General features: G+C 31.4%; 17 protein-coding genes and 1 pseudogene. 15 read left to right on the top strand and 3 right to left on the bottom strand.

Annotation, left to right across the window (positions count from 1 at the left end; all coding sequences use genetic code 11):
- Positions 1-82 precede the first annotated feature (82 nt).
- The 9 genes from ACQ629_RS01140 (at position 83) to ACQ629_RS01100 (ending at position 13,158) form a co-directional block, all read left to right on the top strand.
- Positions 83-1,537, top strand: coding sequence for a S41 family peptidase (locus ACQ629_RS01140; RefSeq protein ID WP_483706129.1), 1,455 nt, complete (start codon positions 83-85; stop codon positions 1,535-1,537).
- A 541-nt stretch (positions 1,538-2,078) separates the two neighbouring features.
- Positions 2,079-3,086: a hypothetical protein gene (locus tag ACQ629_RS01135; RefSeq protein ID WP_483706128.1), complete on the top strand. Its 1,008-nt coding sequence runs from the start codon at positions 2,079-2,081 to the stop codon at positions 3,084-3,086.
- 317 nt (positions 3,087-3,403) lie between these two features.
- Positions 3,404-3,922: a hypothetical protein gene (locus tag ACQ629_RS01130; RefSeq protein ID WP_483706127.1), complete on the top strand. Its 519-nt coding sequence runs from the start codon at positions 3,404-3,406 to the stop codon at positions 3,920-3,922.
- Positions 3,923-3,994: 72 nt separating this feature from the next.
- A complete protein-coding gene (locus ACQ629_RS01125) occupies positions 3,995-5,179 on the top strand; it encodes a TolC family protein (RefSeq protein ID WP_483706125.1) in 1,185 nt (394 codons plus the stop codon).
- Positions 5,180-5,196: 17 nt separating this feature from the next.
- A complete protein-coding gene (locus tag ACQ629_RS01120; RefSeq protein ID WP_483706123.1) occupies positions 5,197-5,724 on the top strand; it encodes a hypothetical protein in 528 nt (175 codons plus the stop codon).
- A 9-nt stretch (positions 5,725-5,733) separates the two neighbouring features.
- Positions 5,734-7,218 carry an efflux RND transporter periplasmic adaptor subunit gene (locus ACQ629_RS01115; RefSeq protein ID WP_483706121.1) on the top strand — a complete coding sequence of 495 codons (1,485 nt, stop codon included), beginning with the start codon at positions 5,734-5,736 and terminating at the stop codon, positions 7,216-7,218.
- A gap of 12 nt (positions 7,219-7,230) precedes the next feature.
- Positions 7,231-10,311 (top strand): efflux RND transporter permease subunit, encoded by a 3,081-nt coding sequence (locus ACQ629_RS01110; RefSeq protein ID WP_483706119.1) that lies wholly within the window; start codon positions 7,231-7,233, stop codon positions 10,309-10,311.
- 569 nt (positions 10,312-10,880) lie between these two features.
- Complete coding sequence (locus ACQ629_RS01105) at positions 10,881-11,270, top strand: hypothetical protein (protein ID WP_483706117.1); 390 nt, start codon at positions 10,881-10,883, stop codon at positions 11,268-11,270.
- Between the two features lie 589 nt (positions 11,271-11,859).
- Complete coding sequence (locus tag ACQ629_RS01100) at positions 11,860-13,158, top strand: hypothetical protein (RefSeq protein WP_483706115.1); 1,299 nt, start codon at positions 11,860-11,862, stop codon at positions 13,156-13,158.
- A gap of 180 nt (positions 13,159-13,338) precedes the next feature.
- Here ACQ629_RS01100 and ACQ629_RS01095 read toward each other — a convergent pair.
- Positions 13,339-14,307, bottom strand: a pseudogene (locus ACQ629_RS01095) (IS110 family RNA-guided transposase).
- 297 nt (positions 14,308-14,604) lie between these two features.
- On the opposite strand from ACQ629_RS01095, the gene ACQ629_RS01090 reads away from it, so the two are divergent.
- Both ACQ629_RS01090 and ACQ629_RS01085 read left to right on the top strand, forming a co-directional pair.
- Positions 14,605-16,365, top strand: coding sequence for a DUF4209 domain-containing protein (locus ACQ629_RS01090; protein WP_483706113.1), 1,761 nt, complete (start codon positions 14,605-14,607; stop codon positions 16,363-16,365).
- A gap of 211 nt (positions 16,366-16,576) precedes the next feature.
- On the top strand, positions 16,577-17,149 hold the full coding sequence (locus ACQ629_RS01085) for an SMI1/KNR4 family protein (protein ID WP_483706111.1): 573 nt from the start codon (positions 16,577-16,579) through the stop codon (positions 17,147-17,149).
- Positions 17,150-17,312: 163 nt separating this feature from the next.
- On the opposite strand, the gene ACQ629_RS01080 is transcribed toward ACQ629_RS01085, so the two are convergent.
- Together ACQ629_RS01080 and ACQ629_RS01075 are read right to left on the bottom strand one after the other, a co-directional pair.
- Positions 17,313-18,206 (bottom strand): DUF72 domain-containing protein, encoded by an 894-nt coding sequence (locus ACQ629_RS01080; protein ID WP_483706109.1) that lies wholly within the window; start codon positions 18,204-18,206, stop codon positions 17,313-17,315.
- Between the two features lie 3 nt (positions 18,207-18,209).
- The gene (locus ACQ629_RS01075) at positions 18,210-19,163 is read right to left on the bottom strand and encodes a patatin-like phospholipase family protein (RefSeq protein ID WP_483706107.1); all 954 of its coding nucleotides are present in this window, start codon (positions 19,161-19,163) and stop codon (positions 18,210-18,212) included.
- Between the two features lie 49 nt (positions 19,164-19,212).
- Between ACQ629_RS01075 and ACQ629_RS01070 the strand changes: the two genes are divergently transcribed.
- From ACQ629_RS01070 to ACQ629_RS01055, 4 genes are all read left to right on the top strand, one after another.
- Complete coding sequence (locus ACQ629_RS01070; protein WP_483706105.1) at positions 19,213-20,271, top strand: WD40/YVTN/BNR-like repeat-containing protein; 1,059 nt, start codon at positions 19,213-19,215, stop codon at positions 20,269-20,271.
- 77 nt (positions 20,272-20,348) lie between these two features.
- Positions 20,349-23,288 (top strand): amidohydrolase family protein, encoded by a 2,940-nt coding sequence (locus ACQ629_RS01065; protein ID WP_483706103.1) that lies wholly within the window; start codon positions 20,349-20,351, stop codon positions 23,286-23,288.
- A 19-nt stretch (positions 23,289-23,307) separates the two neighbouring features.
- Positions 23,308-24,606 (top strand): amidohydrolase family protein, encoded by a 1,299-nt coding sequence (locus ACQ629_RS01060; protein ID WP_483706101.1) that lies wholly within the window; start codon positions 23,308-23,310, stop codon positions 24,604-24,606.
- A 204-nt stretch (positions 24,607-24,810) separates the two neighbouring features.
- A complete protein-coding gene (locus ACQ629_RS01055; RefSeq protein WP_483706100.1) occupies positions 24,811-25,608 on the top strand; it encodes a TrmH family RNA methyltransferase in 798 nt (265 codons plus the stop codon).
- Positions 25,609-25,675: the final 67 nt, after the last annotated feature.

The following is a 25,675-nucleotide window of genomic DNA, read 5'->3' as shown; positions in this document are numbered from 1 at the left end:
AGTTATAAGTTTGTTACATCAAAATCTAAAAAAATAATATTATTCATTAAATTGCGTTGATATTATAGCTAATATATTCCTTATGAAAATACTTAAAGCCTCTTTTATTTTTTTATTACTATTATCAATAGCATCTTGTAGTAGTAAAGATGATACTCCTAATGATGTGCAAATTCAAAATTTTGTTTGGAAAGGATTAAACGCTTATTATTTATGGCAGAGTGACGTTCCTGATTTATCGGACAGGCGTTTTAATAATGATCAAGAATTATATAGTTATTTATCTGAGGCAGGAAGTCCGGATAACTTATTTAATAACTTATTGTTTTTACCTAACGAGTATCCAAAAAACCCGAACAGAACTTATTCGTGGATTGTTGATGATTACATAGCTTTAGAAGAATCTTTTGAAGGTACGCGCCAAACAACAGGAATGAAAGTTAAAGGAGCCGATTTTGCTGACGGTTCTAATAATTATTATGTGTATGTATACGATGTGGTAAAAAATTCTGATGCAGAAACGAAAGGTGTTGTTAGAGGAATGCTAATTACTGAAGTAAACGGAACCTCTTTAACAAGAGCAAATGTAAATTCGTTATTTAGTGCAGATTCTTTTACTGTAGGATTGGCCGATTACAATGCTGGGAACCCTGTTAGTAACGGAACAACCATCTCATTAACTAGAGCTGTAATAACCGAAAACCCTATAAAAGAAGCAAAAGTAATTGTTGATGGTAGCAATACCATTGGTTATATAATGTACAACCAATTTTCTCGTGATTTTGATGGTGAATTAAATGCTGAATTTGCCAAATTTAAATCACCTCTTATTACCGATTTAGTAATCGATTTACGTTACAATGGCGGTGGTTCTGTACAATCGGCTGTATATTTAGGAAGCATGGTTACTGGTCGGTTTAAAGACCAATTATATGCCAAAGAAGTATGGAATAGCAAAGTGTTAGCTGCAATAAACCCAGAATTTTTAATCAATAATTTTACAGATAAAATTTTAAATAAAGATAGTAATGGTAATGTAGTTTTAGATGAAGCTATTAACAGTTTAAATTTAAACACCATATATTTTATTGTTTCTGAAAATACTGCTTCAGCATCAGAATTAATTATAAATGCGCTTTCTCCTTATATTGATGTAAAATTAATAGGCGTACAAACTTACGGGAAACATGTAGGTTCTATTACTTTATACGATTCTGATAATTTTAGAAGAAATGGGCCTAATTTTAAAACCAATCATGCATGGGCAATGCAACCAATTGTTTTAGAAATTCAGAATGTAGATGGAGAAAACAAACCTGAAGGATTTATTCCTGAAGTTATAATGGAAGAAGATCCAGGTAATTTGGGTGTTATCGGTGATGCTACCGAACCTTTATTAGAAAGAGCTATTCAATATATTACCACAGGTGCTAAAGGAGTTTCTTCAACTAAAAAAAGAAATACCAACTTTACGCCGCAGTGGAATTCTAACATGAAATACAGTGATTATAACAATATGTATATCGATTTAAAATAAATCAACTTCGTCAACCTGAACTTGTTTCAGGTTCTCTTCTTAACATATATTATTATAAGTTTTTAAATAATTGAAAAATCCAGCTTTAAAGCTATATTTTTATTTTACAACAAGCTCATTTGTTGTAGCATATTTTCATTCTAAACTTTTAAATCTGTTCCTAATTCTTAGTTTAATTTTTTAATAAAATAAGGGCTAATAAAGGTGATTCCTATTCTATATTTTGATGCATAAAAAGTGTTTATTTTTTAATACTAAAACCCTCCACTCTTTTAAGATATACGCCCAAGCATATAAACGTTCGTAACCCGACAGATCATTTACTCCTACAGATTTTATAAACGCTTCGTTATTTATTAAACACATCTGTAGCATTCTTAATCAAATAACGCGTACTCTTTTGAATTTATTTATTACGATTTTATTTGATGCTTTATAGAATAGTACTATTTTTATAGAAAAGGAAAAAAAGTGCCTTTTATACTCTGAAAATAAGAGATAAAAGTAATGCATAAAAAGGAGTTAGCTACAATTATTACCTATGGAAGAAAAAATTTTAGAACTTATAGGGGAACAGACCTCTCCATTGTTTCGTATTATGTCAATTCATAATAATAGTGAAACAAATAGAAAAGCATTTCACAACAACATTTCAGCATTTCATATTGGAAATGGATTCGTCTTGAGTGTTGCACATAACCTTAAACCTGAAGCTCAAATTTTCCAGTCAATTAGCGAAAACAAATTTCAAAATGAAGTCATTGCGCATTGTATACCTGATGAACAACTATTATTAAATCGTTGTTTTATTTTAGACTCTCAAACGAATAAAAGATACATTAATATCCCAGATAAAAAGGACATCCAATTAGTTATTACTGCATTAAAAAGAATAAATTTTGATACTAGGTGGGTTTCACTATACGCAAACGATATTTGTAAACCATTTATGATTATTAACTTTAAGAATAATCAATTTTATAATGATGCTGCCCTTACTCAATTATTTCCTCGTGCTCACTTTTTTCATGAACCTTCAATAAATGCGTATACATTTTTAGTTGAATTGGAACTAGTTGAAGCATATTATTCTTCAGATATTGCATTATATAAAATTGTTAATACAGACCAAAGTATCATTGATAAAATACCTTCAGCGACAATATCAAATGATTTAGCACCAATGAGTTCTTCATTGTATTGCTTACAAGGTTCTCCGAGTGGAACGAATTTGGGCAGAATGATAAATGAATCAAGAATTGAAGGAATATTAGATCAACATTCAATTATGCCTGATAGAATTGGTAGTCCTATATTTTTTGAGGGTACAAGATACCTACTCAAAGGATATTTCAGATTTGGTTCCTCAGGAGCACCATATTTTAAATATAATCCTGAAACAGAAACTTTTAGCGTAAATGCGATACAAAGTGAAGCAAGTCCAATTCAACTTTCAATTAATGGGAATCGAAATGGTAATAATCAATATATTAATGCGATTGCCTCTCCTTTATTTATCGTTAAGGAAAAACTTGAAAACCAACTGTAGCTAATAATGGCTATAATTAATACGGGGTTTGGTGCTTAATCCAAAGGTTAGAGCTTTCAACCAAGTCCGTCAAATCTTTTTGATTTGGCTTTAGAACAAAAAAGATATAACAAAATAAAAAGTTTTGGCTAAGTTCTAGTTTAAAAGTTCAGTTTTCTGAAATCCGCACTAACCATAGCTGAGCCATTGACCACAGGCTGAAAAAAAATCGAAATACCATTGAAAATTCGTCTGAAAAAGACCACTTCGTAAACAGCACATTTATTTTTTCCCAACGCTAAAAAAGTCAACACCTTAAAAAACAAAAGAGCTGTTTCTTGCAACCTCACACCGAAATAACTAACATTGAGAAAACAAACCAAAAAAAACCAAATTATAAATTATTACATTTGCAAACGATGCAAAAATATAATCACATAAAAGCACTTTTCTTTTTAGGCATATTCAGCCTAATGCTTTTGCATCAGGTTTTACCTCATTTACATCATCAACACAAAGTTGAGCACTCACATAATACTGTTTCAAATAGTGACAGTCATAGTCATAACCACGATGTTCCAGAAAAAGAAAGTTCTAAAAAAGGGCTTTTAGATTTATTTTTGGAAGCACACATACATTCTGTAGTTGCTAATGAAATAATAGTAACTCACGAAAGTAGTGTCAAACAAATCAATGTTAAGAAGGATGTAAAAACATCTATTTTTCTTAATCGTTATAGCATTTCTATAAACTATGATGATGAATCTGAAAAAGTTAAGGTGTATCATCCACCCAATACATACTTCAATACTTATCTTTCTACCCTCGACTCACGAGGTCCACCATCTTTAGGTTAATCGTTAAGGAATACTTTACCTCTGCGTAATATTCCATCTTAAAAATTCAGATTAAACCTAAAACTTCAAACAATGAATAAACACATCGTGTTCGCAATTTGCGGATGCCTGTTCTTTGTTACTGGTTTCTCACAAACTAAAAATATAGAGGAACTGCTAAACGAAATAGAACAGAATAATACAGAGCTAAAAGGCTATCAATCCTTTATTGAAAGTCAGCAACTCGAAAACAAGAGCACTAACAATTTGCCCGACCCACAGCTATCTGGATATTATATGCCTTTTGGCGATAATATAACAGGAGATTATACCGAATATGAAATTTCACAATCATTTGAGTTTCCTTCGGTTTATGGTGCACGTGGCAAATGGAACGAATCTAAATCGCAACAGTTAGTGTCAGCCTATTCGATAAAAAGACAAGAAGTCTTATTGCAAGCAAAGGGCATTCTTTTAGAACTCGTTTTTTTACAAAAACAAAAAACGATTGAAACCGAAAGAAAAATACAGAGCAAGCAGATTTTCGACCAAATTAAAGAGCTTTTTGCCAAAGAACAAGTAGGTATTTTAGATTTGAATAAGGCGAAAATTGCTTGGATTCAAGAGCAATTTGTAGTTAAACAGATAGAAAGCGATATCCAGATTCAAATGTCCAAACTCAAAGTTTTGAACGGTGGAAATTCTATTGATGGCATTTCATCACAAATTGTTTTACCTATTGAAATTGGAACAATTGAAAATATTTGGCAAGATAAATTGACAAAAGACCCTCAATTGCAAAAATTGAAAACCAATGAAGAAACTTCGCTTCAAAAAATAAAATTGGAGAAAAAAAAGGTGTTGCCCAATTTGGCACTTGGTTATAATTATCAAGGAGTCAGCGGAAGTAACTATTCTGGTTTTTTTGGTGGTATTTCAATTCCACTTTGGAGCAGCAAAAACAAGATAAAAGCTGCCGAAGCAAATTATGAGTATCAGCAATCTAACACCGAAGTAATCACAACTTCGCTTTACGCAGAATTCCAAGAAACCTATACTCGATACGAATTGATGCTCGAAAAACTCAATGAGTATCAAACAACAATGGGCAATTTAGATAGTGAGCAATTACTGTTTAAGGCATATCAATTGGGCGAGTATTCTTTTATGGATTATTATCTCGAGCTTCAGTTTTACCGAACAGCAAAAGATAGAATGCTGCAAATGGAAAAGGAGCTACAATTGCTTCAAACGCAATTATTAAAACATCAATTATAACACCATAAACATAAAAAATGAAAATTTCAAAAATAGTAGCAGCAATAACAATAGGTCTAATGATAACCGTAACCTCTTGTAAAGACACTAATACAAAAACAGAAACTACACAAGAACAAGTAGTAGATGGAGATCAGAAAAAAGAAGTTGGTAATCAAGAAGAATTTAATGTCAATGGAACATCAGAAAATAAAGCAGAAAATAGTGTAGCTAATGACCAAAGTAATACTGCAACAATCGTTGTTAAATCTAATAAAGCTTTAGAGTATAAATTTAAGATAAACCAATATGAAAAGTTAAAATATGAGTGGAATGCTGATGCACCTCTACGTTACGACTTTCACGGAGACCCAGAAGATAAAGACAGTTATCCTAAAGGCTATTTTGAAAGCTATGCTAATGGTACTTCAGACGCTGCAAAAGGTAAATTAACGATTCCTTATAATGGTTCTCACGGTTGGTATTGGAAAAACACAAGTACAAAAGACATCACTATAACCTTAACTACTAAAGGAAATTACAACATCATAGGTGTAATTCAATAATATCATATTATGAAATATATAATCTTATTATCCGCAATGCTTTTAATGTCCTGCGGAAATCAAAAAAAGGATAGTACTGCTTCCGAAGTAGAATCTATTCCTGCAAAAAGTATAACATTGTGGACAGATAAAACTGAATTATTTGTTGAGTTTCCAGCTTTAGTTGTTGGAGAAAACAGTCGTTTTGCTGCACATTTTACTGTGTTAGATAAACATAAGCCTGTTCGTGAGGGCGAGGTTACGGTAAGCTTAATTAAAGGAGATAATGGTATTCGTAATACTGCGGAATCACCATCATCACCTGGCATTTTTTCACCATCACTACAACCTAAAGAAGCAGGTAATTTCAAGTTGATATTTGATATTAAAACGCCCACATTTAGCGATACACTAATTGTTCACGACATTATTGTTTATGCCTCAAAAGAAGATGCTATTAATGCGTTAGGCGCAGCAAGTGAAGATGCTGGAATTTCGTTCTTAAAAGAGCAAGCTTGGAAAATCGACTTTCAAACAGCACCTGTAGTTTCAGGTAAAATTTATGATGTAATCAACACCTCTGGTGTTTGGATGCCATCGCTTGGTTCGGTTAAATCCTTGGTAGCAAAATCCAATGGTGTAGTCGATTTTAAAGTCAATAACCTCACGGAAGGTACAGCAGTAAAACAAGGTCAGTTATTGATGAGTTTAAACAGTCAAGGCTTGGCGTCTAACAATTTGAGTACGGAAATAGCAAATGCACGTTCCAGTTTTGAACAGGCAAAATCTGAATACGAACGTAAAAAGGAATTGTACAATTCTAAAATTATTCCAAAGTCCGATTTTGAAAAAGTAGAAAGCAATTATTCAATAGCAAAATCCAATTACCAATCCATAACATCTGGAGTTTCGGGTGGAAGCAAACAAATTCGTGCGCCTTTTGATGGTTTCATTAAGTCTATTATAGTTTCTAATGGCGATTATGTAGAGCAAGGTGTTGCATTGATATCTATTGGTACACATCAATCCAAAGTATTAAAAACCCAATTAGCACCTAATTACGGACTAACAATGGAGAATGTACAAGGAATATGGTTTCAAACTAAAGACGGAGAATGGAAAAACGTAACTGATGCAGAAGGTAAAATCCTTTCTATCGGTAAGGATGTAGAACGAGAAAACCCGCTTATATCTGTTTTTGCTCAAGTAAATGCTGAAGTCGATATGCCAGAGGGAAGTCTAACGCCAGTTCAAATAGCGATGGGAGACGCAACCCAAAATACTATGATTCCTGTTAATGCCTTATTGGAAGATTATGGTAGTTATTCCGTTATCGTGCAACTTTCGGGCGAGGGTTTTGAAAGAAGAACTGTGAAAATTGGAAAACGAAATGGAAAGAATGTAGAAATTCTACAAGGTTTGGAAGTAGGCGAAGTGGTTGTCACAAAAGGAGCTTACCAAGTTAAAATGGCTTCAATGTCAGGCTCAACACCTGCTCACGGTCACGAACATTAAAAACGAAGAGAAATGTTAAACAAAATATTATCAATTTCACTTCAAAATAGATTACTCATTCTATTGGGAGCGGTTGCATTGAGTGTATTGGGCGTGTATTATGCACGAACAATGAACGTAGATGTATTCCCAGACCTTACAGCACCAACGGTAACTATTCTTACCGAAGCTCACGGAATGGAGTCTGAAGAAGTAGAAAAATTAGTGACATATCAACTGGAAACAGCCTTAAATGGCTCGCCAAATGTGAGACGAATCCGTTCGTCATCAGCAGCTGGAATTTCCATTGTTTGGATAGAATTTGAATGGGGAACCGATATTTATCGAGCAAGACAAATTGTTAGTGAACGTATTCCGATGGTAAGAGAAAATTTACCCGAAGGAATTGGAGCACCAACAATGGCACCTATTTCATCCATTATGGGCGAAATAATGCTGTTGGGTGTAACATCTGATAGTTTGTCAGCAATGGAATTAAGAACGTTGTCCGATTGGACAATTCGCCCACGTATAAAAGCGATTGGTGGTATTGCAAATGTGGTGGTCATTGGTGGCGATTACAAACAATACCAAGTATTTGCGAATCCTGAAAAGATGAAGCATTACGATGTAAGTCTTTCAGAATTGGTAGAACAAGTAAAAGAAGCCAACAAAAATGCACCTGGTGGTGTGATTAATCAATATGGTAATCAATACATCATTAAAGGTAGCGGTAGAGCGTATGCTTTAGAAGATTTGCAGGAAGCAGTTTTAAAACAAGTTAATGGACAAACCATAAAAATTAAGGACGTAGCAACAGTTAAAATTGGAGCTGCCGATAAAATTGGTGATGGTTCTTTAAACGCAAATCCTGCGGTGATTCTAACCATCTCTAAACAACCCGATGTTAACACATTGGAATTAACAGACCGTTTGGATGAAGCGATTGCCGATTTACAAACAACCTTACCAAAAGGTGTTAACATCAAAAATCACATTTTTAGACAATCCGATTTTATTGATGCTTCCATTAGCAACTTAAATCAAACCTTGTTGGAAGGTGCATTCTTTGTAATGATAATTCTTTTCATCTTTTTAATGAATTGGAGAACAACCCTAATATCCTTATTAGCGATTCCTATTTCATTATTGGTATCCATCATCATTTTGAAATGGTTGGGTTATACTATTAATACAATGAGTTTAGGAGGTATGGCAATTGCGATTGGTGCTTTAGTGGATGATGCCATTATTGATGTGGAAAATGTTTATAAACGCTTGCGTGAAAATATAAGAAAACCGAAAGAAGAACGCGAATCAACGATAACCGTTGTGCGTGATGCTTCGGTAGAAATACGAAGCTCTATTATTATAGCAACCTTAATTATTATTGTGTCTTTTATTCCACTATTTTTTTTAAGTGGAATGGAAGGTCGCTTGTTGCAACCGTTAGGTATTGCATTCGTTACTTCTGTTTTAACATCGTTGATTGTTGCTGTAACTGTAACACCTATTTTATGTTCTTATTTATTAAACAACGAAAAGTTATTGAATGAGCAAGCAGAAGGCACACGTGTGGAACGTTGGTTACAGAAACATTATGGAAACCTATTGGAAAGTGCTACTAAAATTCCGAAAACTATTATTGGCACAACTGTTATTGCCTTTATCATAAGCCTTTTGGTTTTAACACAATTGGGAAGAAGTTTCCTGCCAGAATTTAATGAAGGATCTTTGGTAATTAGTGTAGTGGGTCCACCAGCAATGTCTTTAGAAGAAAGTAACAAAACAGGAAAATTAATAGAGGCAATCTTATTGGATTTACCCGAAGTGGAAGTTGTTACGCGCAGACAAGGTCGTGCCGAATTAGACGAACACGCACAAGGTGTAAATGCTTCCGAAATTGATGTACCTTTTGTTCTGAAAGACAAAACCAAAGAAGAATTTTTTGAAGAAGTCCGAAACAAATTGAGTATTGCGCCAGGTGTAAATATTACTTTGGGACAACCTATTGCACACCGAATTGACCATATGCTTTCGGGTACACGAGCGAATATTGCTATTAAAATATTTGGTTCAGACTTACAACGTTTATTTGAAGTTGGTAAAAGTGTAGAGCGAAACATCAAGGATATTGATGGATTGGCAGATGTTGCGGTAGACCAACAAATCGAAGTACCACAAATTCGTATCAAACCAAAACGCCAAATTCTTTCAGCGTATGGAATGACAGTTGGTAATCTAATGGAGCAAGTAGATATTGCGTTTGCAGGCGAAGAAGCAGGTGAGATTTATGAAGGTCAGCAGTATTTTGATTTGGTAGTTCGCTATGAAAAACCATTTAGAGATAATATTGAAAATATTAGAACCACCTTAATTAGTTTACCAAATGGAGGTCAAACCACTTTGGGTGAATTAGCAATGATAGCTTCTGTGAGCAGTCCAAATACGATTAATCGCGAAGATGTACAACGAAAGATTGTTGTAGCTGCTAATGTTCAAGGCAGGGACTTACGAGGTGCTGTAGAGGAAATAAAGGAAGTTGTTGCTAACAACGTGAATATGCCAGAAGGCTATCGTGTGCAATATGGCGGGCAATTTGAAAGCGAATCAAAAGCTTCTCAATTACTTTTAGCAACAGCCTTCATAGCCATAGCTATCATTTTTCTTTTGCTTTATTACGAGTTTAAAGATGTGAAATTGGCTTTTGTAGTATTAATCAATCTACCATTGGCATTAATTGGTGGAATCTTGATTGTATATTTTACATCAGGCATCATTAGTATTGCAGCAACAATTGGTTTTATTAGTTTGTTTGGAATAGCCACTCGAAACGGAATCTTATTAGTCTCACGTTACGAAGATTTGAGAAAAGAAGGAATGAAAGGATTTCTATTAATCAAAACAGGAGCGTTAGACAGATTAAATCCAATTTTAATGACAGCCTTAACAACAGGTTTGGCTTTAATACCATTGGCATTGAAAGGCGGAGAACCAGGAAGTGAAATACAAAGCCCAATGGCTGTAGTTATTTTAGGAGGTTTATTATCTGCAACGATATTGAATTTGGTAGTAATTCCTTGTGTGTATCAATTGGTAATTCGTAAACGATAATAATCTTTAGAAAACTATAATTTGATTTTGAAATGGCTGTGTATAATTTACTCAGCCATTTTTTTTAAAGAGTTATTTCTTTTTGGGATATTCTCGAATTCGCAGAAAATAGCTTTTCGGACAATATTTATCTTAAAACAAGCCAACGCTAAAAGCCATACACGTTTGCAATTCGCACCAACCCACACTTCTCCAAAATTACAAAAGAGTATGTCTTGCCAACGCTCAATCCAAACTAAAAAGAAAATATCGGAATTAAAAAGCAAAACGAAATAGACCAATAGCTAACTTAAGGCGTATATGAAACATAGATATTAAGGGCTATATGAGGGTTTTTTGCTTATTTATTAAGTCCGCTAAATTTTTATTTTTGTATATTTAGAAATTAAAAAATAAACATAAAATATAAAAATTCAGCTCGTGTATAATCCGAAAAATTAGCGTCTTTTTTACACGCTACGACATTTTATATATAAAACGTTGTAAGTAATTTGAAGCAACCAAACAAGATAATACACATCTACTACATAAAAACAAATGATATTATGAAAAAACAAATTTTATTTTTAATGATAATCGGAATATTATTCTCTTGCAGTGAATCGGAAAATAAAATTACTGGAAGTTGGAAACTTATAAAAATGACAAGTAATAATCAAAATTCTGAATCAGCAGATAGTGAAATGGAATGGCAAGAAACCTATCAAATAAATACTGATGGAACTTTTAAAAAGTCAAGAGATACTGATGGAGTAACAACAAATGCTATTGGAACATATAATATTCTTGAGCTATCTGATGGAAAATACTTAGAATTTACTTATAATAATAAAAGTGAAATTATTGGTTCTTGCTCTTCAAATTTAAAAGAAGAAGTGTTTTTTCAATCTAAAAATATATTTACAAGTACATGGATTGCTTGTGATGGTCCATCTTTAAAATATAAAAAAATAGATTAAAACTACTTACAACAATGGCTATAGTTAACACGGGTTTTTTAATATATATGTCAATTTAAAATAAAATATTTTCACCAATAAAAAACTCATTTGTTGTTGCATATTTTCATTCGGAACTTTTAATTCTGTTCCTAATTCTTTGTTTAATTTTTTAATAAAATAAGCTGCTAACAAAGGCGATTCCACCTCTATATTCTGATGAATAAAAAAGTGTATGTTTTTTAATCCTAAACAGCTCCACTCTTTTAAGCGATAGACCCAAGCACGTAAACGTTTACAATTCGAAAGATGATTTGCTCCTACAAATCTTATAAAAGCTTCGTTATTTGTTAAACACTTATCTGTGCATTAAAATTTAATTAATGATGATAAAATTAACGAAAAACCTTCTTTACATTACTACTCCACGATTACATAACATTATTAAATAATCCATACTCTTTAGAATTTATTACAATTTTACTTGATGCTTTATAGAATAGTGCTATTTTTATAAAAAGAAAAAGAACTACCTTTTATACTCTCAAAACAATAGATAAAAGGAATAAAGTAACGCATAAAAAGGAGTTAACTTTAATTAAAATAAATCATGAAAAATATTCTTACATCCTTATTATTCATAGCAATAATGAGTCAATCATTCGCTCAGAATAAGAATCAACCTTTTATTGCTAGTATACTACTAAATGGAGAACCCGATTATAATTTTAATTCTCCTGGTTATAACTTATACCTAAATCTAGGTAATACTAAGGATATTAATATACCTAATGTCTACGCAAATATTTCTAATGATAATTTTATACATCTTGTAGGAAGTGGAGTCCCATCTCCAGTAATTTACAAAATTAGACCTGATGGGAAATTAGATGAAACTAATTATAATGGAGGATTGGGATTTGATATAATAAGTCCAAGACTTGATTATTTTAGGATAAATGAAACTTTTAGTTCAACATATATAGAAACAAATTCAATATCAGGAACATTAATTACGGGGTCTGGGAAAATTAATTATAGTGGTAAAAATTACTTCTACCCAATGTTTTACAAAAAAAACAGTAAAGGATTTCAAGATAACAATTTTAGAGAAGGAGGTATCTTTTTTAATTTGGAAAATAAAAACACTAGAGTAAAATCTATAATAAATAATACTACTAAAATATATTATGTAACTGAATCATATGAAGATGGCTTATCAATTAACCTAAATAGCATGGATATGAATGGTTGGGGAAATATAAATTCTGATAATTCATTAAAGAATTATTCAGACCCAATAATTAAAATACATAACAATAAAATATATCTACTTTTAGTTAATGATAAAACGAATGAAGATGGAATAAATTTTAAAGGATTTACTATTATTAGATATAATCTTGACTTGTCTATTGATACTAGTTTTGGCAACGAAGGTTTTACTAAAATCATTCCTTCATGTGGTATCTTCGTTCCAAAATCATTAAATGTAGCTGAAAGCGGAATTTATGTAAGTGGTTCAATAGGAAATAATCATTTTATGATTGTGAAATTGGAACTTAATGGTCAAAGAGATAACCAATTCGCAGGAGATGGTATTCATACAAAATATTTACAAGGTAGTGATGTATTGTATGGAGATTTGACAATACACAATAATATAATCTATGTATGTGGCTCTTTGGATAACAGCAAAGAATGGTTTATTTATGCAATAGATGAAAATGGAGATAATTATAACAGTTTTGGGGTTCGAGGAATCAGTTATTTTTCAAAACTTTATACTAAAAATGGGACAGTTATTGATAATAATAATATAACATTTTTAAGACCTAAAGATATTGACATAATAAAAACTGACAATTCAGTGAAACTAATTATTAGTGGAATTGCTACTGTTAAATAACAATTAACTGAAATAAAAATTTATATTTTTTAAATATCACAATTGTAAGAGAAAACTAAAGCTAACAAAGAACTGAGGTAAAAAACAAACCTTTTCTTCATTAATTTTACGCAATATTATTCTAGACTCAAAATGCTACTACTTGGTATTTTGAGTTTTTATTTCCTGTATAATAACTACTTATTTAGGTAATACAGAAATGTACTTTTCATCGTAAGGTAAACCCGATTTTGCTATTGCAAAACTTTGTTTTATTAACTTATTAGAAACTGCTATTAATGCTAGTTTTTTACTCTTTCCTTTGTTTACAATACGCTCATAAATATCTCTACATGCTTTATTATGTTTACATGCATTAAAGGAACAGAGAAACAAAAGATTCCGTAATTTTCTATTACCTACTTTACTTATTCGACTTCGACCTCTTACACTACTCCCCGACTCTCGTATTGTAGGTGTGATACCAACATAACTACAGAGTTGTGATGCGCTTTCGAATTTCTTAAAGCCATCGGTAACCACAATTAAAAACAAAGCTGTTTTCATTCCTATTCCTGGAATACTCTGCAACAATGTTAATTGATGCTTTTCATCTTGTTTTACTAAAGAAAGTAATTTGTCTTCTATACCTAAAATTTCTTTATCTAAGTATTTTTTTACCCTATTTAAAGAGCGATAAACAAACTTTGATGGAACTCCTAAAACTTGCTCTCCATGAATCTTATTCTTAGTAGCTGTTCTTTTCTTTATCAAAGCATCTAACCATCTGAAAAGCTGTAAACACTCACTTTGAACATCTGTCAGAGCTGTATATAAAGGAACTTCATTAATTTTACCATACTCACAAATCGCTTTCGCATCACTCTTATCCGTTTTTACTTTCGCTAATTTCATCTGTATAAAACGCTTTACTGATAAAGGATTTACAACCGAAACTACTTGCTTTTCTTTGTATAAAAACTACGCTAACCTGTAATGATAATAACCTGTTGCTTCCATTATTACTAATGATTCTTTAGGAAGACTTTTTAGAAAAGATCTAAAACCTGACGCATTATTTTTAAATTGATTATGCCCCTTTTTGCTTCCATAAACATCAAATACGTCTTTGCTAATGTCAACTCCAAAAATTTCCTTATATTTATTCATAAGAACTGTTTTATGAAAGAATAATCTACTTGACTCACAACAACTTGAAAACGAGATCTAGGTCTCACAGAACTGAACGTGATTTTTAGTAGAAAAGAGAGAGGATTATCAATGTTGTCGAAGTCAATGCTTCACCGTATATATTAACCTTAATTCTCTCTTTTATTCTTTCTGATTTATAACTCTTAAATTTAACCTTTTTATTAAATTGCTAACTTAAGCAGTATAAACTTTACTGCTAAACCAACGCAACAAAGCTTATACAAACACGTTAGCTGCAAGTCGACAACGAAAATTATGAGTGAAATACCTAAGGAAGTAACCGAGTTTTATAATTCACTTGAAAATTTAGAACATTTGAATATTTGGAATATTCAAAAGGAAATCCAACACATAGACAAAATAGATGGAGATTGGAAAAAGAAAGTTATAACCGAACGAAAAATTCTTAATTACAATCTAAACAATGGACAACTCTTTTTCAACTCTCAAATTACTGGAATAAACGGAGAAATTCAGAAAGTCAATTATGAAATAAACGAAATCACATATTTAGAAAACCGTTTAAAAACAACATCAAACATTTGGTTAAAATCAAGGTATGCACATATACTTTGGAAAGAAACAAAACATAACAAATATGTTTTAATCGCAATAGAAAATTACATTTTAGTAATCAACAGAATAATACCTAAAGAAGCGAACGAATTACCAATTATTTTTTCTGCTATCCTATATTTATCTAAAAAAACAAAACTTGGTATTCAAAAATCAAAGGAAACTACTCTTATTCTTTTAAAAGATTTACCAAATTGGTTAAAAGGTCGTGTTTTAACAGCTATTTTAGAAAATAACATACTTGAATCGGATGAACTTAAACAAATAGCAGAAAACATACCTGAATGGATTGAAAATGAAAACCCGACTTCCTACTCTGATAATAAATACAATTTAGAAATTGCAATAAAGCTATACAATAGACTTCAAAAACCAACAAATTTGATTTATGAGTTACTTGCAAATAATGAAGATTTAATTTTAGCTCAACATACAAATGATAACGACTTTATAAAAACTACTACTTTAGGAGTTAAAGCTAGTTTTTTAAGAAAAGCAGGGAAAAAAGATGAATGTGAACAAGTTTTAATAGAGTATAACAGATTAAAACAAAAGGTCAAATTAGGAAAAGTGAGTGTTGAATTAGATGGGGAGAAAATGGAATTATTCAATGATTTTCTCAATTCAAAATCTGCAACAATTCTTAAACTTCAAACTGAATCAATTCTTGCTTTCTTTTCTGTAAATGAGGAGTTGTTAGTTGATCCTGTTAAGAATTACAATATATCTGAAAAATCTATAAAAAATTCTGTTTTTAATTTATTTAGCACACGTTCTTTTGATATAAATAGTAATTTCAAAAACTTAAATGAATCTGAAAAACTAGATAATGAAATTTTAAAAAATTATATTATTTCTCATAATATTCAAGTTTATAGTTTATTTTTAAAAGTGTTTATTGACGGTACAATATCTGGTAAATTAAATTATTATAAAATATATTCATATTTAGAAGAACACACTTGGTATGGTCTGAAATTTAAGAGAACAATTGCCGAAAATGAATTAGACAAAAATGTAAGTTGGCTGACAATGTTAGCTCCGGGTATTCACAATCTATTTTCTCAATTTGAATTATCCGTATTAACAAATACAAACAAAGTGAACAATTTCATTTTAAGTATTGATTCATTAACTCTTAAATTTGAAGGAGCATTAAGAGATTTTATAAGATTATCGAACGGAAATAGTACAACGGAAAAGAAAGGTGTATTACAGGAGCAATTACTGGAGGAATTATTAGAAAATTCAATTACTAAAGAATATTTTTCAGAAAAAGATATTGAACTCTTTAAATTTACTTTTACAAAAAAAGGGAAAAATTTGAGAAATAATGTAGCTCATTCATTTCTACAATTTTCAGATTATAATTTGCAAGCAGCTTTCTTGGTATTTTTCTGTATTCTACGATTAGGAAAATATACCTTCGAAGAAAAATAACCTGCAGCTAACAAAGGGTATAAAAAATTGCTAAATTCAATAAAATAGAGAAATTCTAAAATATAAAAAACTTAAATTTAAACATCGGAAAATTACGGTTTCAATACCACAATTTCTCATACCCTAAACCGTTGGCAATAATTAAATGAAACGCCTTTTTATAATTACATTCTCAATTTTATTTTTGAACTGTTTTAATGATATAAATTATATGAAACTTGAAATAGATAAATTAGACAAAAATTTAAAAGCAAAACGACCTGAATATTATAGTAAACTTCAAAAACCTTTATCTGAAGAAGAAATATCTGAATTAGAAAAAGAATATAATAAAATTATTCCACCTGACTTAAAGGAACTTTATTTGTGGAAAAATGGACAAAGTCAAGATTGCTATGAGGCATTTGTTAACAATTCTATGTTTGAACCTTTAGAGTATGTATTGTCAGGAAATCAAGAATTTACAGAAATGATAGGATATGACTTTGAAGTAGAAAATTGGTGGAATGAAAATTGGCTTCCTGTATTTTCTAATGGTGGTGGAAGTTATATTTGTTATGACTTAAAAGGGATTTTTACTGAAGAAAAAGGACAACTAATTGAATATTGGAAAGGAGACAATGATAGACCTGTAATTGCACCAAGCCTTTCTCAATTCATTGGAAAATTAAACCAATTTTATAAGGAAACTCAAATTGAGAAATTCAACAAGTATTTTGATATTTCAGAGAAAATTTCTGGCTGGAAGAAAAAATTCATTGTAGAAAAATTAATTGAAAAATAACTATTACCAACAAAGCATATAATCCATTGCTAGGTCTAGCCTAATTCTGAAAATTCTTGTAGGTTTTCATTTTGGTGCGTACTTGCAGAGTTAATCATACATCAATTTAAAGTAACTAATTAAAACCAATAAAAAACTCAGCTTTAAAGCTGAATTTTTCACTTTACAACAAGCTCATTTGTTGTTGCATATTTTCATTCGGAACTTTTAAATCTGTTCCTAATTCTTTGTTTAATTTTTTAATAAAATAAGCTGCTAACAAAGGCGATTCTACTTCTATATTCTGATGAATAAAAAAGTGTATGTTTTTTAATCCTAAATCACTCCACTCTTTTAAGCGATAAACCCAAGCATCTAAACGTTCATAATCCGACGGATGATTTGCTCCTACAAATCGTATAAAAGCTTCGTTATTTGTTAATCGCATATGCAACATATCTCGCCTACCAGCAGTATCAACTAATATATTTGCGATATTATATTCTTCTAATAATTTGGTTAACTCATCAAAAACTGTGATGTTTGAAAACCATTCTTCATGCCGAACTTCTATCGCTAGTGATATTGCTTTAGGCCAACTAATTACAAAATTTTTAAGTGCATTAAAGTTTTCTGGTCCAAAATCAGCATGCATTTGTAAAAAAATAGTTCCTAGCCTATCTTGTAAATGTGCTGAATTATCTAAAAATAAGTTTACAAAATCTTGGGTTCCTTGTAAGCGTTTAAAATGACTTATATCTTGTGTTAGCTTCGGAAAAAACTTAAATCCTTTAGGTGTTTTTAATTTCCACTTTTCAAACTGTTCTACAGAGAAAAGTCGGTAAAATGTAGCATTTAATTCAATTGAATTAAACTGTTTTGAATAATATGCTAATTCATCTTTTGTTCCCTTCGGGTAAAAACCTTTTAAATCGGCTTTATTCCATTTAGCACAACCTACATATACATTCGGCTTATCTACATCGTCAAAAGAGTTTAATAATTTTATTGTTCTCTCGTGAGTACTTGGCAATGAAAAATCTATTAACTCTGGCCGCTCTCCTTTTCCGAATTTCATAAACTATGCATTTTCTAAACCTTCTTCAATTTCTTGATTATTTACCATTTCTGGTCTAAACTGACTCATTTTTTCATCATCTAGCCTTTTTGCGTGTAAATAACCAGATGTCCACCATTTTTTCATCTTTTCTTTATCAAAAACCAATGAATTGGTCGTTAAAACGGTTGGGGTGTAATATAAATTAAGCTTCACGTCATGATGTTTTGCTGATAATTTACCTATGGTAATATTATGTCTTTCTACATTTTCGAGCATAAAATCAAAAACATCTAACATTAACGAAAACGGATTTTTAGCATGCATTCTATTAATTTGCGTAACCTCCGTTTCTAGAATAATAGCATCTATTTCTTTAGCGCCACGTAAAATTGCTTCTCTAATAGGTACTAAACTACCAAAACCTCCATCTGCATATTGGCAATTGTTTTTTTCTAATAAACTCATAAAAGGCACGTAGTTACACGAACCCCAAATCCAATCACAAAAATCATCATAACTACACTCAGATATAGCTTTATATTCTATTTGATTTGCCGTTAAATTAGAAACCGTTACAACAACTTCTTTGTTGTTTTTTCGAATTTCATTATACATTTCTAGCGTAATATTCTTCTTTATAAGTTTTCGCAAATTTTTACTCTCACCAAAAGTTTTACTACCGTTTAAAAAATTCCAAAAAGTATTTATATGACGAATAGAAATTACTTTTTCTCCATGAACTTTTGTAATTTTAAAAGGACTGTTACTAAAAATAGAGTTTTGATTTACATTGGTATATAATTCTTTTAATGAATCTAGCTTTTTTAAAGCTAAATGAGAAACCATTAAACTTCCTGTAGAGGTTCCTAAAAATAAATCATAATCGTTTTTCTTCTCTTTCATCAAAAACTCAACAACACCACCCGCAAATGCTCCTTTACTTCCTCCTCCAGAAATTACCAATGCTTTCTTCATAAAATTGATTTGATTTAGCTATTTTTAGTTTTGTAAAAATATCAAAAAAATGAAACACTTTCCACTTTTAATTATAGTCGGTTTTATTTCTTTTTCTTGCAAAAAAGAATACCAATCAAGGACAATAAAAAAAATAAATATTACCGAGTTTAAAAGAGATAGCGCTAGTATTAGAGCTATTTATCCGATAAATAAAACTAGTTTGTATTATGCCGCCTCCAACGGAGAAACTGGTTTTACAAAAAGTAACGGAGAAAAATGGAGTGAAAACTCTTTTATCGATATTAAAGAAAACGACACCATTATTCCTAATTTTAGAAGTATTGCTTTTAACGGAACTGATGTTTTTGCGCTAAGTATTGGCAATCCTGCATTACTTTACAAAGTAAATAACTCTAAAAAACAAACCTCTTTAGTTTATAAAGAAGTTCATGAAAAGGTCTTTTATGATAGCATGAAATTCTTTGCAGATGGTAAACACGGAATCGCAGTTGGTGATCCTACCGAAAATTGTGCTTCTATTATTTTAACTTTGGATGGTGGAAATACCTGGAACAAATTATCTTGTGAGAACTTACCTGTTTTTGAAGAAGGTGAAGCTTTTTTTGCCGCAAGTAATACCAACATAAAAATTATAAATAATACCGTTTGGATTGCTTCTGGAGGAACTAAAACAAGAATTTTAAAATCTACTGATTTTGGACAAACTTGGCAAATTTATAACACACCTATAATTCAAGGTGACGGGCCACAAGGAATTTATTCTATCGATTTTTACGATGAAAATAACGGAATCGCCATTGGCGGTAGCTATGCAAAACCAAACGATAATTGTGCCAACAAAGCAATAACAGCCGATGGTGGAAAAACATGGACATTAGTTGCGGATAATCAAAACCCTAACTATAAAAGTTGTGTGCAATTTGTACCTGATACTAATGGTAAAGAAATTTTTGCTGTGGGTAAAACCGGAATTTCATTTTCTAACGATGGCGGACATACTTGGGTCGAGGTAAGTAATGATTCTTATTACGCTATTACCTTTGTTGATAAAAATACTGCATGGTTGTCTGGCGATCAAAAAATTGGAAAACTAGTCTTAAAGTAATCTTAATTATTTGTTAAAACGGTATTTACTCATTATTAAATAAATACCTTTATCACATAAATCAACTTAATTCATCAATGAAAAAAATACTCATTCTACTCTTATTTCTTTGTGTATCAATAGTGCACGCACAAGAATACTTTCCAAGTAACACGGGAGTTAAAACATCAAAAAATAAATTATATGCATTTACAAATGCAAAAATTTATGTAAGTCCAACCAACATTATAAAAAAAGGAACGCTACTTATTAAAGACGGTAAAGTTTTAGAAATAGGTAAATCAATAGCTATTCCTAAAGGGACTGAAACCGTTAATTTAAATGGTAAAACTATTTACCCTTCTTTTATTGATGTGTATTCTGATTTTGGAATAAAAGCACCTAAAAGAGAAGGTGCTCGCGGACAAGGACCACAATACGATGCTAACAGAAAAGGATATTATTGGAACGATCATATTAGACCTGACGTAAATTCTTTTAACGATTTTAAATTCGATACTAAAAAAGCTAAAGAGTTATTAAACTTAGGTTTTGGTGCTGTAAATACACATTTAGAAGATGGTATTATGCAAGGTAACGGAGTTTTAGTAGCTTTAAACCCTGCAACTTCTGATGCGTATCGTATTTTAAATAAGCAATCTGCTAATTACCTTTCTTTTAGTAAAAGTAATAAAACACGTCAGTCTTACCCTACATCGCGTATGGGAGCTATGGCGTTATTAAGACAAACGTATTTAGATGCCGCTTGGCATGCTAAAGGAAATATTGAAAATACTGATTTAGCTTTACAAGCTTTAAATGATAAAAAAGAGCTTCCTCAAATATTCAGAGCAGGTAATTATTTAGATGATTTACGTGCAGATAAAGTAGGTGATGAATTCGGAATTCAGTATACAATTGTAGGTGGTGGTAACGAATACGAACGTATCAATGCTATTAAAAACACCAACGCTACTTTTATTATTCCTATCAACTTCAGAAAAGCATACGATGTAAGTAATGCTTTTTTAGCTGATAAAATTGCATTAAGCGATATGCGTAAATGGAATCAAGAGCCTGCAAACCCTGCAACACTTGCTAAAAACAATGTTCCTTTTGCATTAACGACTTACAAATTAAAAAAAGCAAAAGACTTTACGGCTAACTTACAAAAGGCTATAAAGTTTGGTTTAGATAAGACAACAGCTTTAGAAGCTTTAACTAGTATTCCTGCTAAAATTTTACAAAACGATAAAATTGGAAACTTAAATAAAGGTAGCCATGCTAACTTTTTAATTACCTCTGGTGATATTTTTGATAAAAACACAACGCTTTACGAAAACTGGGTACAAGGAGATAAAAACGTTGTAAATGACATTACTATTAAAGATCTTTCTGGTGAATATACTTTAACTGTAAATGGCGAAACATATAAAATGTCTATCAGCGGAAAAGGAACTAAGCAAAAAGCGACTATAAAAAAGGATGCTAAAAAAATTAGTTCTAAATTTTCATTTATAGATAATTGGGTGAAAATTACTTTAAGAGATGGTGATAATTTTTCTCGTTTGTCAGGCTTTGTTGAAAACAAAAACTTAAACGGTACCGCTATTAATAATAGCGGAAACGAAACTAATTGGATCGCTACTTTCAATTCTAAAAAAGAAGAAAAGAAAGAAGAAAAGAAAGAAGAAAAAGAGACTACTGTAGTTGCTGTTTCTTATCCGAACATAGGATTTGGAAATTACACAAAACCACAACAAGAAACTATTTTAATTAAAAACGCAACAGTTTGGACTTCAGAAAACAACGAAGTTTTAACAAATACCGATGTTTTAATTAAAGATGGTAAAATTTCTAAAATAGGAAAAAACCTTTCAAATCGTGATGCAAAAACTATCGATGGAACTGGTAAATTCTTAACTGCAGGTATTATTGACGAACATTCGCATATTGCAACTTCTGCTGTAAACGAATCTGGTCACAACTCTACTGCCGAAGTAACGATTGAAGATGTTGTAGATCCTGATGATATTAATATTTACAGAAACATTGCTGGTGGAGTTACTTCTATTCAGATTTTACACGGCTCTGCAAATCCAATTGGTGGTCGCTCTGCAATTATCAAATTAAAATGGGGAGAAGAAGCTGACGGAATGATTTATAAAAACACCCCGAAGTTTATCAAATTTGCTTTAGGTGAAAATGTAAAACAATCTAACTGGGGAGATTCTCAAACAGTTCGTTTTCCACAAACACGTATGGGAGTTGAACAAGTATATATCGATTATTTTCAAAGAGCAAAAGAATATGATACTAAAAAGAAAAACGGACAACCATATCGTAAAGATATTGAGTTAGAAACGTTGGCTGAAATTATTAATAAAAAACGTTTTATTTCGTGTCACTCATATGTTCAGTCTGAAATTAATATGCTAATGAAAGTTGCTGAAAAGTTCAATTTTAACATCAACACTTTTACACATATTTTAGAAGGTTATAAAGTTGCTGATAAAATGAAAGCACACGGTGCTGGTGGTTCTACATTTGCAGATTGGTGGGCGTATAAATACGAAGTAAACGATGCAATTCCTTACAATGCTGCAATTATGCACAACCAAGGTATTACGGTTGCTATAAATTCTGATGATGCAGAAATGTCTCGTCGTTTAAATCAAGAAGCTGCTAAATTAATTAAATATGGTGGTTTATCTGAACAAGAAGCTTGGGCAACAGTTACCATAAATCCTGCTAAATTATTACACTTAAACGACCGTACTGGTAGTATTAAAGTTGGTAAAGATGCTGATGTTGTTTTATGGAGCGGTAATCCGTTATCAATTTATTCTAAAGCAGAAAATACCATTATTGATGGTACGCTTTATTTTGATATTAAAAAGGATAAAGAAAAACGTGCAGTTATAAAAACTGAGCGCTCGAAACTGATTAATATGATGCTAAAAGAAAAATTAAAAGGCGCTAAAACACAAGCTCCTGTTAAGAAAGCTAAAAAATTATTTCACTGTGATACAGAATAAGAACTTAAAAATAATAAACATGAAATTTAAAATAATATATAGTTTGGTTTGTTTCTTATTCTTAGGAAATATGCTTGCACAACAAACACCAGCTCCCAAACAAACGCAAGATTATAGTATTGAGGGTGCTACCGCTCATTTAGGAAACGGAAAAGTTATCGAAAACTCATTAATTATGTTCTCTGAGGGTAAAATTGCTTTCGTTGGTAGTGCAATGATGAAAATTGCTAGAAGAGGAACAATAATTAACGCGAAAGGAAAACATGTATATCCTGGGTTTATTGCTGCAAACACTTCTTTAGGCTTGGCAGAAATAGATGCCGTAAGAGCTACAAGAGATTTTGATGAAGTTGGTAGTATGCTACCACATATTCGTAGTATTATTGCTTATAACACCGAAAGTAAAGTAATCGAATCTATGCGACCAAACGGAGTTTTAATGGCGCAAATTACGCCACGTGGTGGTGTTATTTCAGGAACATCATCTGTAGTACAATTTGATGCTTGGAACTGGGAAGATGCTGCTTTAAAAACAGACGACGGTATACATATGAACTGGCCAAGTAATTTTAGCAACGGTCGTTGGTGGTTAGGTGAAGAACCTGGATTAAAACCAAATAAAGATTATGCAAAAAACATAGCTCAAATAACTAGCTATATCAATAATGCAAAAGCCTATTTAGCAAGTGATAAAACTGCTAAGATTTTACCTTACGAAGCATTACAAGGAGTTTTAAACGGATCTCAAAAAATGTTTGTGCATGTTAGTGGTCAAAAAGCGATTACTGATGCCGTTACTACTTTAAAAAAGGTAGGTATCAATAACTTAGTAATTGTTCACGGACAAGAAGCTGAAAAGGTTGCTGATTTATTAAAAGAAAATAATATTCCGGTAATTTTAGAACGCGCACACCGTTTACCTAGTGCCGAAGATGAAGATTATGATTTACCTTATCGTGCTGCTAAAATATTATCAGACGCTGGTATTTTAATTGGTTTAGGTATGGAAGGTGATATGGAACGTATGAGCGCTCGTAACATTCCGTTTTACGCAGGTACATACGCTGCTTACGGATTAGGAAAAGAAAAAGCTTTACAGTTAATTACCCAAAACAATGCAAAAATTTTAGGTATTGATGATAAAGTTGGTACTTTAGAAGTTGGTAAAGATGCTACCTTATTTATTTCTGAAGGTGATGCTTTAGATATGCGAACAAATATTTTAAATGAAGCTTTTATACAGGGTCGAAAAATTAGCTTAGAATCGCACCAAACAAAACTTTGGAAACGTTATTCTAATAAATATAAAAATCAATAATAAAAAATTAGTATTGTAAGAAACATCATTCCGAGCAACGCGAAAGAATCTTTAAGTTATGGGCTCCTAATTTTAAGAGTACTTCGAAATTAAAAATTTCTCGTAACGACGTTATATATCAATATTACAACAGCTTTTTAATTCAATTATAAATTGTATTATAAATACTATCAAAAATACCCTTAATTGGGTATTTTTGTATTTATGAAACAGATTAGCAGTATACAGAATCCTTTTATTAAAGATTTATTGAAACTTCAAGATAAATCTCGCGAGCGAAAAAAGAAAGGATTGTTTTTAGTTGAAGGGCAACGTGAAATATCTTTAGTTGTTGGCGGTGGTTATGAAATAGAAACTATTTTATTTGTTCCGAATATGTTCTCTAACGAAAATTTAGATAAGCTGTTAAAACATACTACAAACTGTATAGAAATCACCAAAGAAATTTATCAAAAAATAGCCTATCGAGATACTACCGAAGGTGTGGTTGCTGTAGTTAAATCTAAAGCCTTTAATTTAAAAGCGATTCAATTTAATACCACTACTCCACTTGTTTTAGTTTTAGAAGGCATTGAAAAGCCTGGTAATATTGGTGCCATGCTTCGTACTGCTGATGCCGCAAATGTAGATGCTGTTTTTATAGCAAATCCGAAAACCGATTTATTTAATCCAAATATTGTACGCTCTAGTGTTGGTTGTCTTTTTACCAATCAGATTGGTATAGGAACATCCGAAGAAATTATTAATTTTTTAGAACAGCATAAAATTAATATTTACAGTGCTACGCTTCAAAATTCTAACGAGTATCATAAAAACGATTATACCAAACCAACTGCTTTAGTTGTAGGAACCGAAGCAACCGGATTAACACCAGTTTGGAGAGACAAAGCAACGCAAAACATAAATATACCAATGCAAGGTCAAATAGATTCGATGAACGTTTCTGTAGCCGCTGCCATTTTAACTTTCGAAGCCAAAAGACAACGAGAGTTTAAAGTTTAAGAGAATACTTTGTGTTTTTTAAACCAAACGAAAATAAAGAAGCGCGATTATCAAACAAATGATAATC

The organism is Tenacibaculum sp. SM2510, from assembly GCF_057002845.1.
This window is presented reverse-complemented; position numbering and strand designations above follow the sequence as displayed.

Coding starts and splice junctions, on each gene's coding strand:
- ACQ629_RS01080 (WP_483706109.1), bottom strand. CDS start 18,206: ATGAAATTCGGAAAAGGAGAGCGGCCAGAGTTAATAGATTTTTCATTG.
- ACQ629_RS01055 (WP_483706100.1), top strand. CDS start 24,811: ATGAAACAGATTAGCAGTATACAGAATCCTTTTATTAAAGATTTATTG.
- ACQ629_RS01060 (WP_483706101.1), top strand. CDS start 23,308: ATGAAATTTAAAATAATATATAGTTTGGTTTGTTTCTTATTCTTAGGA.
- ACQ629_RS01140 (WP_483706129.1), top strand. CDS start 83: ATGAAAATACTTAAAGCCTCTTTTATTTTTTTATTACTATTATCAATA.
- ACQ629_RS01090 (WP_483706113.1), top strand. CDS start 14,605: ATGAGTGAAATACCTAAGGAAGTAACCGAGTTTTATAATTCACTTGAA.
- ACQ629_RS01065 (WP_483706103.1), top strand. CDS start 20,349: ATGAAAAAAATACTCATTCTACTCTTATTTCTTTGTGTATCAATAGTG.
- ACQ629_RS01110 (WP_483706119.1), top strand. CDS start 7,231: ATGTTAAACAAAATATTATCAATTTCACTTCAAAATAGATTACTCATT.
- ACQ629_RS01075 (WP_483706107.1), bottom strand. CDS start 19,163: ATGAAGAAAGCATTGGTAATTTCTGGAGGAGGAAGTAAAGGAGCATTT.
- ACQ629_RS01085 (WP_483706111.1), top strand. CDS start 16,577: ATGAAACTTGAAATAGATAAATTAGACAAAAATTTAAAAGCAAAACGA.
- ACQ629_RS01115 (WP_483706121.1), top strand. CDS start 5,734: ATGAAATATATAATCTTATTATCCGCAATGCTTTTAATGTCCTGCGGA.
- ACQ629_RS01070 (WP_483706105.1), top strand. CDS start 19,213: ATGAAACACTTTCCACTTTTAATTATAGTCGGTTTTATTTCTTTTTCT.
- ACQ629_RS01100 (WP_483706115.1), top strand. CDS start 11,860: ATGAAAAATATTCTTACATCCTTATTATTCATAGCAATAATGAGTCAA.
- ACQ629_RS01120 (WP_483706123.1), top strand. CDS start 5,197: ATGAAAATTTCAAAAATAGTAGCAGCAATAACAATAGGTCTAATGATA.
- ACQ629_RS01105 (WP_483706117.1), top strand. CDS start 10,881: ATGATAATCGGAATATTATTCTCTTGCAGTGAATCGGAAAATAAAATT.
- ACQ629_RS01125 (WP_483706125.1), top strand. CDS start 3,995: ATGAATAAACACATCGTGTTCGCAATTTGCGGATGCCTGTTCTTTGTT.
- ACQ629_RS01135 (WP_483706128.1), top strand. CDS start 2,079: ATGGAAGAAAAAATTTTAGAACTTATAGGGGAACAGACCTCTCCATTG.